Source organism: Hymenobacter sp. YIM 151500-1 (assembly GCF_025979885.1).
In the GTDB taxonomy this organism is placed as follows: Bacteria; Bacteroidota; Bacteroidia; order Cytophagales; family Hymenobacteraceae; genus Hymenobacter.
In genome coordinates this window covers 795,996-808,456 of sequence record NZ_CP110139.1, presented here as the reverse complement: position 1 = coordinate 808,456, position 12,461 = coordinate 795,996, and the positions used below count along the sequence as shown (strand labels likewise).

The window sequence follows — 12,461 nt, the reverse complement described above, 5'->3', positions numbered from 1 at the left end:
AGCTAACTTGGCAACGCAGGAGACCGGGAAGGTGGAATAAATAAGGCGGCGCGAGACTAGTCTCGCGCCGCTTTGCTGCTTGCTGTACGAAAAACCTGGTCTTACTCCGCCACCGCGTACAAGTCAAAGTGCTTCCACTTGAGCATGTCTTCGGGCGTGGTGATGGGCACAATTTCGGCGTCGCTGGAGAAATCGGAAAAGTAATAGAGCGAGTAGCCTTTGGCGTGAAGCAAGTTGAACTGCTCAAATCGTTCTTCTTTGCTGTTTTTGCCGAAGCATTCGGTAATAACAACGGGCTTGTAGCGGTCCAGCAGGCCGGAAATCGACTTGATGATTTCCTTGTCGTAGCCTTCGGTGTCGATTTTCACCAGCTTTAGCCGGTCGAGCTTGTCGGCATGGTTGGCCTGCAAGAATGCGTGCAGATTGACGCCTTTGATTTTCGTACTAAGGGAATATTTGCCGTGCTTGTTGTTTTTCTCGGTAGAAATACCGCCGTTGTTGAAGGAGGCTTCCGAGGAATTGTAATAGAACTCGCCGTCCGTTTCGGTTATAGCGAAGTTGTGGGCGGCAATTGTAATCTTGCCAGGATTCAGCTTAGTGTTTTCCGCCAGTATCTCGAACACGTACGGATTGGGGTCGAAGCCCAGCGTGAGGCCGCTGGGGCCGGTGAGCAAGGCCAGCGGCACGGTCGTGTGGCCGATATTGGCGCCGATGTCAATGGCCAGGTCGCCCTCACGCAGGAATTTCCTGAAGAACTCCACGTTGGCCAGCGAAATACTTTTGGGCTCTACCAGGGGGTTTTCCCAGTTGGCAAATTTGATAGCGCCGTAGCCAGGCACGTCAAACGTATCGACCCGCACCGGGTATTTCTTGGTATAGCGGCGGGCTATTTTTCGCTTAAAGGAATTGAGAATAGCGGTGAACATGTTGGGCACTTCTATAGAAGGAAAACTACCGTATGGCCCGGCCGCCGCAGCTCCCGAGGGCCGCAAGATACGGATAAAGCCCAGCTAGCCGGATGAGCTGCGGCCCGCACTGCCCTGGCCGAACTGCTACCTCCACAAGGACTTAGGCAAGCCATGCACACCATCCGACTCGGAGCAAATTATTTATCTAACTTTTTGACCACCAGCCTTTCTGGCTGTTTGCTGACGTATTACCAAGCGCAGGCTGGCCGAATACGCGGTACCTTCGTTGGCTCGCGCTACGCTTGTTTTTTCTCCAATGCCTGCCACCTTCCGCATCTACTCCTCTTCCGCCGGCTCCGGCAAAACGTACCAGCTCACCAAGGAATACCTGAAGCTGGCCCTGGGCGCCGACGACCCCAGCTACTTCAAGCGCATCCTGGCCATTACGTTTACCAACGACGCAGCGGGCGAGATGAAGGAGCGCATCATCGGGTCCCTGCGGCGGTTTGCGTACCCACCTGACAACGAGCCCGATACGCTGCTGGCCGAAATTGCCGCGGAGCTGGCGGCCGAAGGCACGCTGACGGCTCAGGCCACGCCCGAGCAGCGCCAGCAGCTTTTGCGGGAGCGGGCGGGGCGCACGTTTCGGCTGGTGCTCTACCACTACGCCGACTTTGCCGTGAGCACCATCGACTCGTTTGTGCAGCGCATCGTGACGGCGTTTACGCGGGAGTTGGGCCTGCCCGCCACGTTTGAAGTGGAGCTGGACAGCGCCACCGTGCTGCAAAGCGCCGTGGCCTTGCTGCTGGACCGCGTCAACCGCGACCCGAACGCCAAGCTCCTCTCCCGCACCATCTCCGATTTTGCCCTGTCTAAAGCCGACGAAGGCCGCAGCTGGAACAACCTGCCCGCCGAGCTGGTCGAGTTTGGGCAGTTTCTGCTGAGTGAGCCGGTGCACGAGGCCGTGGAGCAGCTCCAGAAGCTAAGCCTGGCCGACTACCGCCGCCTGCACGAGGGGCTGCGGCAGCGCAAGCAGGAAATCGAGGATGCCTTTCGGCAGGTGGCGGAGCTGGCGGTGGCGGCCGTGGAGGAAGCCGGCGTTACGGACTCGGACCTGTACCAGGGCCGCAGCGGGCTGCTGGGCTACGTGAGCAAGTGGGAGGAGCGCCTGCAGCCCGACAAGGAGGCTAATACCTACGTGCGGGCCACCGTGGAGCAGGATAAGTGGTACAGCAGCAAGGTAAAAACCACCGCCGACAAGGCCCGCGTGGACGCCGTGAAGCCCGTGCTGCTCACGGCCTACGAAACCCTGGAAAAGCTGCGCGCCACCCTGCTGCCCGACTACCTGCTGGTGACCGGCATGTTGCCCTACGTGTTTCAGGTGAGCCTGCTGAGCGAGCTGAACAAGGCCGTGGACCAGCTCAGCCGGGAGCGGGGCGTGGTGCTGATTGCCGAGTTCAACCGCCGCATTGCCCAGATTGTGCTGCGCGAGCCGGTGCCGTTCCTGTACGAGCGAATGGGCGAGAAATATCAGCACCTGCTCATCGACGAGTTCCAGGATACCTCGGTGCTGCAATGGAACAACCTGCTGCCGCTGGTGGAAAACGCCGTGGCGGGCGGCCACCTTAGCCTGGCCGTGGGCGACGCCAAGCAGGCCATCTACCGCTGGCGCGGGGGCGAGATGGAGCAGATTCTGCGCCTCTACCAAAACCAGACCGAGCACCTTTACGCCTCTGTGCAGGACCTGGAGCTGCGCGAGCTACTGGCCGGCCGCTACCTCACCCTCGACCAAACCCTGGAGCCGGCCAGCCTCACCGTCAACTACCGCTCCGCCGCCGGCATCATCCGCTTCAACAACGACTTTTTCCGCCACATCAGCCAGACCCACCCCCAGCTTCCGCTGGTGCAAGGCATTTATGATGAGGGATTTGCGCAGCGGGAGCCTCACCCCCCGGCCCCCTCTCCCGTGGAGAGGGGGAGCCAGACGGCTCCAAACGCCTCGGCTTGGGCCGAGGCTACCGGCAATGGCTTCGCACACGAAAGTTTTGAGCCGCAAGGGGGAACGGTTGGCGAGTTTGTACTTACTGCTGATGCTAGCTCCTGGGAAAAAACTTCGGCGTTTTCGCAGGAAATGCGGCGTCATCCTACCCAAGTAGAGGATGTTCTGTGGCAAGCGTTGCGAAATAATCAGCTAGGCGTGAAATTCCAGCGTCAACACATCATTGGGAAGTTTATCGTTGATTTTATCTGCATTCCGCACAGCCTTGTGGTAGAAGTAGATGGCGACGTGCATGGGGAGACAAGTCAGGCTGAATATAACGACGGCCGTACCCACGAGTTGTCCCAGCTAGGCTATCAGGTGCTGCGCTTCCACAACAATGAAGTGTTGCACCAACTTCCTCAGGTTCTACAAGCAATCCAGCAGCGCCTCGCCCAAACAAAGCCACAACCATCAGCACACAAGGAAGAAAACGAAGCGGTAGCAGTTCTTGAGGCCCAAGCCGAAAGGACTGCGCTGCCAGAATCGTCAGGCTCCCCCCTCTCCGCGGGAGAGGGGGGCCGGGGGGGTGAGGCCCACGTCGAGCTGCTCTTCACCGAGGACGACGCGCCGGCCTGCCGCTACGATGCGGGGCTGGGCACGTTCACGCCGGAGCTGCTGCCGGGGTATGCGCCGGGGCAGGCTCTGGACTACGACGAAAGCACCCTGTACCTGACCTTACAGCTCGTGGAGCGCGTGTTGGCCGATGGGTTCCGGTTGCAGGACGTGGCCGTGCTGTGCCGGCGCCGCGACCAGAGCCGGCGGGTGGCCAAGTTTCTGAAGGAGCGGGGCTACGACATTATTTCGGCTGATTCGCTGTCGTTGGAGTTTGCCGAGGTGGTGAACCTGCTGGTGGCGTTGTTTCGGGTGCTCAACCAACCGGCCGACACGCTGGCGCGGGCCGAGGCCCTGCTGCTTGTGGATCGGGTGGTGCGGGGCCTGGACCCCACACCCGAAAGGGCCCGCCACTGGGCCGAGCTGGCCAACGCCGAGGCGGCTCTGCCCTTCTTCGACGAGCTGCGCGCCCTGGGCTACGACCTGCGGGAGCGGGAAACCGGCAACCTGGGCCTATATGAGCTGACCGAGCGGCTGATTGGCTTGTTTGGCCTGCTGCACCGCACCGAGGAGCAGGAGTACCTGTTCCGGTTTCTGGACCTGACCCTGGAGTACAGCCTGCGCTTCGGCAACAACCTCAACAACTTCCTGGCTTATTGGGACCAGAAGAAGAGCAGCCTGAGCATCAACGCCCCCGCCGGCCGCGACGCTATTACCATCACCACCGTGCACAAAGCCAAGGGCCTGGCCTACGGCGTAGTGCTGGTGCCCTTCGCCGACTGGCCCCTGACGCCCTACCGCGGCACGTTGCTCTGGGGCCGCCTGGCCGCGGCCGCCGACAAGCCCGTGGCCGACATGCCCGGCGTGGCGGTGCTGCCCCAAACCCAGGCCCTGCTGCACACGCCCTTGGCCGGACAGTACACCGAGGAGCTGGAAAAAACCTTCTTGGAAGGCCTCAACATGCTCTACGTGGCTTTCACCCGCCCCCGCCACCGCCTTTACGCCATCAGCCGCCGCCCCAAGCCCACCAAGGCCGGCAAAGACGGTGAGGCCCCCACTGCTTCCACCGAGCCGGCCCGCACCGTGGCCGAGCTGCTGCACCGCTACCTGCTGGACACCGGCCGCTGGCACGACGAGCAGATGGCCTATGTGCTGTGCGACGCCCGCGGCTTCGTGCCAAAACCTAAAAACCACCACCCAAAAACCACCGACGACCTACCTCTCACCAACCTGGAAAGTACGCCCTGGGAAGAGCGCCTGCGCCTGAAGCGCCACGCCAACACGGTGTTCGACTTCGACGAGCAGCAGGAGCAGCGCGAGTGGAACCGCAAGCTGCACTACGCCCTGCGCCGGGTGAAAGTAGCCGCCGACGCCCCCCGCGCCGCCCAGCAGCTGGTAGCCGAGGGCCTGGTGAGCACCAAGGAGCGGGCTGAGCTGCTGCGCAAGCTGCACGAAGTAACCGAGCACCCGCAAATGGCCCACTACTTCTCGGAGCAGGTGCAGGCCGAGGCCGAGCGCGAAATCCTGGTAGGCGGCACCCGCAAGCAGGACTACAAGCCCGACCGAATCGTGTTTGAGGCAGCCCCCGGTGGCACCGGCCGCCGCGTCACCCTCCTCGACTTCAAAGCCCCGCCCCCCGAGCCCCGCCACCGCCTCCCCCTGCAACGCTACGCCGAGCTGTTCCGGCGGCTAGGCTTCGAGGAAGTGCGCTGCGTGCTGTACTACTTTGACACGCAAGAGGTAGTGGAGTTTTGATTTTTCAGGTGAAATGGTGAAGAGGTGATGAGTGACAGGTGACAGGTGACAGGTGACAAGTAGAACGGTCATGCTGAGCGGAGGCGTAGCCGCAGTTGAAGCATCTCTACCGCTTTGTCTGGATAGCACTGCAACGAAGCGGGAGAGATGCTTCGGCTTCGCTCAGCATGACGTTCCTCCTGTCACCTGTCACGTGTTACCCGTCACCTCACCCCCACCGCAATTCTGTATTTTCGGCGCCTCCTTTTTGCTTTGCCATGTCCCTTGCCCGCAAGCCAGCTCTGGCCTTCATCTTTATCACGCTGCTGCTCGATGTAATTGGGTTTGGCATCATCATTCCGGTGCTGCCCAAGCTGATTACCCATCTCACCGGCGGTACGCTGTCGGATGCCTCGCGCTACGGGGGGTGGATGATGTTTGCCTTTGCCTCGATGCAGTTTTTCTTTTCGCCGGTGCTGGGCAACCTGTCCGACCAGTACGGCCGGCGGCCGGTACTGCTCACGGCTCTGTTCGGCTTCGGCATCGACTACCTGTTTCTGGCCTTTGCGCCCAGCATCGGGTGGCTGTTTGTGGGGCGCATTGTGGCGGGCATCACCGGGGCCAGCTTCACCACGGCCTCGGCCTACATTGCCGACATCAGCACGCCCGAAAACCGGGCGCAGAACTTCGGCATGATTGGGGCGGCCTTTGGCATGGGCTTCATCATCGGGCCGGTGCTGGGCGGCAAGCTGGCGCAGTTTGGGCACCAGGCGCCGTTTCTGGCCGCCGCGGGTCTTACCCTGCTCAACTGGCTCTACGGCTTCTTCGTGCTGCCCGAGTCCTTGCCCAAGGAGCAGCGCCGCCCCTTCGACTGGAAGCGGGCCAACCCCATCGGCTCGTTGCGGCAGCTGCGCAAGTACCCCGTGATTTTGGGACTGGTGGGCGCGCTGGTGCCCATCTACATTGCCTCCCACGCCACGCAAGGCACCTGGTCGTACTTCACCATGTACCGCTTCGGCTGGACCGAAGACCAGGTGGGCAACTCGCTGGGCGCGGTGGGCCTGCTCTCGGGCCTGGTGCAGGGCGTATTGATACGCTACTCGGCCCCGCGGCTGGGCATGAAACGCTCGGTGCTGCTGGGACTGGGGCTGTACGCGGTGGGCTTCACGCTGTTTGCCTTTGCCACCCACGGGTGGATGATGTTTGCGTTTTTGGTGCCCTACTGCCTGGGCGGCATTGCGGTGCCGGCCTTGCAAGGGATTATGTCGGGGCAGGTGCCACCCTCGGAGCAGGGCGAGCTGCAAGGCGCGCTGACCAGCCTGGTCAGCCTCACTTCCATCATCGGACCGCCGCTGATGACCAATCTATTTTCCTTCTTCACTGGCCCCAAAGCGCCCGTGCATTTCCCCGGCGCCGCCTTCCTGACCGGGGCCATGCTTACGGTGGTCAGTCTGCTGATGGCCATCCGGTCGTTGCGGGGCTACGTGGCGCCTGCTCCCCAGGAAGCCGCACCGGGAACGATGGTCGGCGCCGGGCATTCGTAGCCCCTCGTGCTTTTGAGGCACTTATCACTCTTTAGTTTTCGCCTATGCTAAACGCTTACCTCTTTAAGCTACGTTATATTTTTCTGCCTCTAGTGGCCATTAGTCTCTGCTTTTTGGCCCTGTTTGGGCTACTATACGGGGTAGTGGTGCTATACTGGAAACTGTATGATCCTACGTTCGCCATCCACTACTGGGTGAGCTTTGCCTTTTCGGGGCTGATGCTAGTAGTGCTGCTTCGTCCCCGACTGAAGCTCCTGCGACGAGGAGCAGATGATAGGTGGGTTACGTTATTTTATCTGGTACCCGGTATCGGGCTGACGTTTGCCGCCCTTTTCCTGGGTGACTATTTACGAGCAGCCACAGGGCAACTCACAACACTCAGTCGCCCCTCCCTGGTACTAAACCAGCCAACTACTCGCTTTTACGCCTTTCAACATGCCTACCCTTATAAGGCCGGTATAGGTGTGCAAACTACCAACACTGTCACGGGCAAAAACAACAATACGTTGCAACTAGACGTGTATGTTGCCTGCCCCCTGCTGGATAGCCCGGCCGACACAACGCCCCATGCTGTTCCGGCGTGGCTGGCCTGGCACGAGCAGGAATCCATGCCCATGAGCCTTTCAGACGCGGAAAAAGAAATTCGCTACAGGCAGTTTATAGCTCGGTGCGATTCGCTTTTTCAGCAAGCCGGTTTAACCGGGTTTACTTACCTGACGCATGCTACGGCCGAGGATAAGCTACAGGAATTTCAAACTGCCGCAAGAAACAGCCCGTTTTACCAAAGCTCCACCTCGGCGCCGCTGCTCCTATTACCCCAGTCGAAGCCATTTCAGGAGCGTATCTACGCCCCGCTTCTTCGCCTTGGCTTGAGCCTTGGAATAACGCTGGGCGTGTACTTACTCATGCTGCTTTTCCCACGTCTATCGGCTTTGGAGCTTATGAAGTGGCAGAAAGGCCAGCGTCCTGCTTCCGTGTGGCGGGAGGTAGCGCCCTACGTGCTACCGAGGGCCGGGTACCAGGTCACTCCCCTGCTGCTCCTGCTCAACAGTGTCGTATTTGTGGTGATGGTGTTCCGGCTGGGCGACGTATCGTTTCAGGCTTCGGACCTGCTGGCCTGGGGTGGCAACTACGGCCCGCTGATACAGGCGGGGCATTGGTGGCGGCTGCTCGCCAGCGGCTTTCTACACGGTGGGCTTATGCACTGGCTGCAGAATATGGTGACCCTGGGCCTTATGGGCTGGCTGCTGGAGCGGCTGGTAGGCCCGGTTCGTCTGGTGCTGCTGTATCTACTTTGCATTGTAGGCGCCAGCCTGCTGAGTACCTGGTGGCACCCTGATACTGTAAGTGTCGGGGCTTCTGGCGGCATCTTTGGCTTGTTCGGGCTGGCAGCGGCCCTGGTGCTTAGCCCGCGCGTTCCGGCCGATGAGCGGAGTGTACTGTTGGCATTGCCCGGCGCATTATGCGCCATCAACCTGCTGCTGGGCTGGATAATGCCCGGCACTGATAACGCGGCCCACCTCGGCGGGCTGGCCTGCGGCCTAGTGCTAGGCACGTTGGTTACGCGCCTGCTCCCCCAGCCCACAAACTGATAACGAGCCGCCGCAAAAAAACGCCCCCGTATCGGCATGATGCGGGGGCGTTTGCTGGTGCAGCGGTTGGGGCGACTATTTACCCATCAGCTTCCGCAGGCCCTTCAACGCCTCGGGCACGGCCAGGGCCAGCGAGGCAATGGAAGCCACGGAGGCTACCTGACAGTAGAAGCATAGGGCCTTGTTTTCGGCCCACTCTTCCTGGCCGAGCTTGATGGTCGTCAGCGTGTCGAACAGGGTTTTAACGCCCATAGCCACGGGCAGCAGGGGCTGCTGGGCGGCGCGGTTCATGCCGCCGGCCCCGGCCAGGCTGGCCGTAATGCCGTAGGTCACAATCATCGGCAGGGCGTCGGGCGTGTCGAGGCGCTTGTAGCCGTAGTCGGAGGCGTCTACCTTGTCGGAGTTGAAGATGTCCAGGGGTGGGTCGGGCAGGTGCTTGATGATGCCGGTCTGGTACAGGCTCACAATCTGGCCGGCGGCCACGCCCAGCATGGACAGGCCGATAATCCAGCGGCGGCGTTTGAGGTCGGCGTTTTGGCCGTGGCGGAGTTCGAGGCTGAGTTGGGTAGGATCCATCGAAAGAACAGGTACGGGTGGTTGATGTGTGCTACCGGGTACGTGCTTTCGAGGGGTTTGGGTTAAGGAGGAGCTGAGGATTAGCGGTTGAGAAAGTCTTTCACCTTGGGATGGGCGAGTAGTTTGAGCAGAAAGAGTAGTAGCAGCCCAGCGCCGGCAAGTTGACGCCAAAAATCAAAAAGGGCAGGCAAGCACAAATTGCCCCGACAATAAAATTGAAGCTGCACGGCTGATGTAGGTTGCGAATCCCGCGCAAGATAACCGCCGGGCTTTCCGTAGCGAAACTGTTTCCGACCCGGCCGGCGTTACCTTTACCCGGTATGATAGTCTCGCCCGCCGCTCCCGTTTCTGCTGCTGCTCCTGCCTCAGCCCTACCCGATGCCACGCCTTTTCTCACGCGGATGGCGCGGGAGCTGGTGGCCCGCTACGGCCCCACCGACGAGCTGTCGGACCTGGTGGTGGTGGTGCCCACGCGCCGGGCGGTAGTATACTTGCAGAACGAGCTGAGCCTGGCCGCCGACGCCGGGCAGGCCCTGTGGAGCCCGCGCATCGCGGCCATGGAAGACTACATGGTGGAGCTGGCCGGCGTGCAGGTGGAGGAGCCCATTGCCTTGCAACTGCTGCTGTTCGAGATTCTGCGCGACATCGACGCCAAGCTCGACTTCGACCAGTTTGTGGGCTGGGCCGGCCTGCTGCTCCAGGACTTCTCCAACCTCGACCAGAACTTGGCCTCCCCGCGCAAGGTGTTCGAGTACCTGAGCCAGGCCAAGGCCCTGGAGCGCTGGGAGCTGACCGCCGAGCCGGCTCCGCAGAGCACCACGGCCGCCTACTTCCGCTTCTGGGACGACCTGGAGAAGGTGTACCGCCGCCTGCGCCGCCGCATGGAGCACGACCACCTCGCCTACCCCGGCCTGGCCTACCGCCTGGGCGTAAACCGCGTGCAAGCCCGCCTGGAAGCTGGCGAAACCCTACCCCACCACGTGTTCCTGGGCTTGGGCTTTCTGTCGAAGTCCGAAGAAAAGCTCTTGCGCCTCTTGCGCAAAGCCGGCCTCGCGGAGGTGCACTTCGACGGTGACGCCTTTTACCTGGAAAAAAGCTCGCCCAACCGGGCCGGCCAGCACCTGCGCCGCTACCAGGACCTGCTCGACTTGCCCCGCGAGAACTTCGGGGGGCCGGCCGAGCTGCTGCGGGGGCTGCCGCGCCACGTGCGCTTCGTGGGCGTGGCCAACGCCTCCATGCAGGGCAAGGTGGCCGGGCAGCTCCTGGCCGAGTCGCGGCGCCTGGCGCCCACCGCCAAAGTGGCCGTGGTGCTGCCCGACGAAACCCTGCTGCTGCCCGTGCTGCACGGCCTGCCCCCGGACGCCGTGCCGGAATACAACGTGACCATGGGCCTCAACTTCCAGAGCACGCCCCTGTTCAACCTGGTTGATCTGCTGTTTGAGGTGCACCTGACGGGCGTGCGCGAAGGCTCGCCCGAAACCGGCTACGGCGTGCCGCGCTACCACCACCTGGCCGTGAGCAAGCTGCTTCAGCACCCGTTTCTGCGCCGCTACCAGCGTTGGCTCGACCAGCAGCCCGAGGAACAGCATCACGGCTTGCTCGACCAAGTGTGCCGCACCATCGTGCAGCGCCACGCCGTGCTGCTGCCGGCCGAGGAGCTGGTCGAAATCGGGCGGGGGCACCCGCTGCTGGAGGCCCTGTTTGCCACCTGGAACAACTGCGACGACATCATCCGGGCCTGCTACACCCTCATCGACCTGCTCAAAAAGGCCTACCAGGACCAGCACTCGGCCGTGGAGGCCGAGTACCTGTACCTGTTTTTTACCTTGGTCAAGCGCCTGGACTCGGTGTTCGACTGCCGGGAGCAGCGGCTGTCGGTGCGCTCCTTCCGGCGGTTCTTGTACGAGCAGATGAAGGCCACCCGCCTACCCTTTAGTGGGGAGCCCATTGCCGATGTGCAGGTAATGGGCCTGCTGGAAACCCGCGCCCTTGATTTCGACCACCTCATCATCCTGAGCTGCAACGAGAACGTGCTGCCGGCGCCCAAGCGCCACAGCTCCCTGTTCCCGTACGACGTGCTGACCACCTTCCAGCTGCCCACCTACGCCGACCACGAAGCCGCCACCGCCCACCAGTTCTGGCGCCTGTTGCAGCGCGCCCGCCAGGTTGATTTGCTCCACATCCTGCCCGGCGCCGAAGGCACCCGCACCGGCGAGCGGAGCCGCTTCCTGCTCCAAATCGAAAACGACCTGCGCCCCCAGAGTCCTGGTTTGGTGTTGGAGGACTTAACGGTGACCTCAGCTTCTAGCTCTAGTTGGCCTCACCCCCTAGCCCCCTCTCCGGAGGGAGAGGGGGAAGTAGCTCTAGAAAGTACTAGCTCTAGCTCTAAAAAGACGTCAGGCTCCCCCCTCTCCTTTTTCGGAGAGGGGGGCCGGGGGGGTGAGGCGAACGGCAGGAGGCTAGGGGGTGAGGTCCATGCCCCCGGCGACATTGTACTGGAAAAAGACGCCGGCATGCTCGATGCGCTGCGGGACGTGCTGACCAAGGGCCTCTCCCCCACGGCCTTGAACCAGTACCTGAACTGCTCTTTGCAGTTTTATTTTCAGCGGGTGGCGCGGTTTCGGGAGAACGACGAGGTGGAGGAAGCCCTGGGGCCGGATGGGTTTGGGACGGTGGTACACGAGGCGCTGGAGGAGCTGTTTAAGCCCTTTGTAAGCAGCAGGCAGCCTGTTACAGCCGCCGATATTCTGGGCCTGCTTAAGCTGGCGCCGGTGATGGTGGCCAAAGCCCTGCGCCGCGAAGAAGCCGGCCGCCACGCCCGCGCCGACGAGGGGCTGAACCACGTGCTGGGCCAGGTGGCCAGCCAGCTGGTGCGCCGCTACCTGGAAAGCCTGCTGGAGCAACCCGAAGCCCTACCCTTGCTCATCCAAAGCCAGGAAGAAGCCCTGCAAGCTACCGTGTACGTGCCCCTGCCCAGCGGCGAAAAGCTGCCGGTGAGCCTTGTCGGCTTCGCCGACCGCGTCGACCAGCTCCCCGACGGCCGCCTGCGGGTGGTGGACTACAAAACCGGCCTTGTGCAGCCCTACGACCTGCGCCTGCTCAAGCGTGGCGAAGGCCCCGCCGACGCCGTGGAGCGCCTGCTCCAGGACGCCACTTCCTCGGCCGACAAAGTGCGCCAGCTCTGGCTCTACCGCTTTCTGCTGGCCCAGGGCGGCCGCCCCGCCGCCGACGCCGCCATCATTTCCCTGCGTAACCTGCCCGCCGGCCCCATGTCGGCCGACATGAGCTTCCTCACGGCTGATGGTCTGGACTTTGTGCGGCACAGCGAGGAGCTGCTGAGCCGTTTGGTGAACCGGATTCTGGACCCGCAGGAGCCCATTCGCAAGACCGACGACCTGGACAAGTGCCAGTATTGCCCCTACAAAGGCATCTGCGCGCGGTAGATGCACCTGTCATTCCGAGCGGAGCGAGGAATCTGAATCGCGGATTACGCGGATTTAGGAATTGCGCGGAT

The 12,461-nt window shown here is 62.0% G+C and carries 6 protein-coding genes; 4 read left to right on the top strand and 2 right to left on the bottom strand.

The genetic code is table 11. From position 1 onward, the window contains the following. Positions 1-101 precede the first annotated feature (101 nt). Positions 102-926, bottom strand: a complete 825-nt coding sequence (locus OIS53_RS03225) for an FkbM family methyltransferase (RefSeq protein WP_264682299.1) — start codon at positions 924-926, stop codon at positions 102-104. A 298-nt stretch (positions 927-1,224) separates the two neighbouring features. Here OIS53_RS03225 and OIS53_RS03220 point away from each other — a divergent pair, with 298 nt between their 5' ends. From OIS53_RS03220 to OIS53_RS03210, 3 genes are all read left to right on the top strand, one after another. Beyond that, positions 1,225-5,256 (top strand): UvrD-helicase domain-containing protein, encoded by a 4,032-nt coding sequence (locus OIS53_RS03220; protein ID WP_264680952.1) that lies wholly within the window; start codon positions 1,225-1,227, stop codon positions 5,254-5,256. 257 nt (positions 5,257-5,513) lie between these two features. Then, positions 5,514-6,779 carry a TCR/Tet family MFS transporter gene (locus OIS53_RS03215; RefSeq protein WP_264680951.1) on the top strand — a complete coding sequence of 422 codons (1,266 nt, stop codon included), beginning with the start codon at positions 5,514-5,516 and terminating at the stop codon, positions 6,777-6,779. A gap of 941 nt (positions 6,780-7,720) precedes the next feature. Continuing rightward, entirely contained in the window at positions 7,721-8,371 is a 651-nt protein-coding gene (locus tag OIS53_RS03210; RefSeq protein ID WP_264680950.1) for a rhomboid family intramembrane serine protease, read from the top strand. Positions 8,372-8,446: 75 nt separating this feature from the next. Here OIS53_RS03210 and OIS53_RS03205 read toward each other — a convergent pair whose 3' ends face one another. Then, a complete protein-coding gene (locus tag OIS53_RS03205) occupies positions 8,447-8,947 on the bottom strand; it encodes a vitamin K epoxide reductase family protein (RefSeq protein ID WP_264680949.1) in 501 nt (166 codons plus the stop codon). 320 nt (positions 8,948-9,267) lie between these two features. Between OIS53_RS03205 and OIS53_RS03200 the strand changes: the two genes are divergently transcribed. Beyond that, positions 9,268-12,390, top strand: coding sequence for a PD-(D/E)XK nuclease family protein (locus OIS53_RS03200; protein ID WP_264680948.1), 3,123 nt, complete (start codon positions 9,268-9,270; stop codon positions 12,388-12,390). The last annotated feature ends 71 nt before the right edge of the window (positions 12,391-12,461 follow it).

Bases quoted from the DNA above. Each gene is read 5' to 3' on its own strand.
- OIS53_RS03200 (WP_264680948.1), top strand. From the start codon at position 9,268: ATGATAGTCTCGCCCGCCGCTCCCGTTTCTGCTGCTGCTCCTGCCTCA.
- OIS53_RS03225 (WP_264682299.1), bottom strand. From the start codon at position 926: ATGTTCACCGCTATTCTCAATTCCTTTAAGCGAAAAATAGCCCGCCGC.
- OIS53_RS03210 (WP_264680950.1), top strand. From the start codon at position 7,721: ATGAAGTGGCAGAAAGGCCAGCGTCCTGCTTCCGTGTGGCGGGAGGTA.
- OIS53_RS03215 (WP_264680951.1), top strand. From the start codon at position 5,514: ATGTCCCTTGCCCGCAAGCCAGCTCTGGCCTTCATCTTTATCACGCTG.
- OIS53_RS03220 (WP_264680952.1), top strand. From the start codon at position 1,225: ATGCCTGCCACCTTCCGCATCTACTCCTCTTCCGCCGGCTCCGGCAAA.
- OIS53_RS03205 (WP_264680949.1), bottom strand. From the start codon at position 8,947: ATGGATCCTACCCAACTCAGCCTCGAACTCCGCCACGGCCAAAACGCC.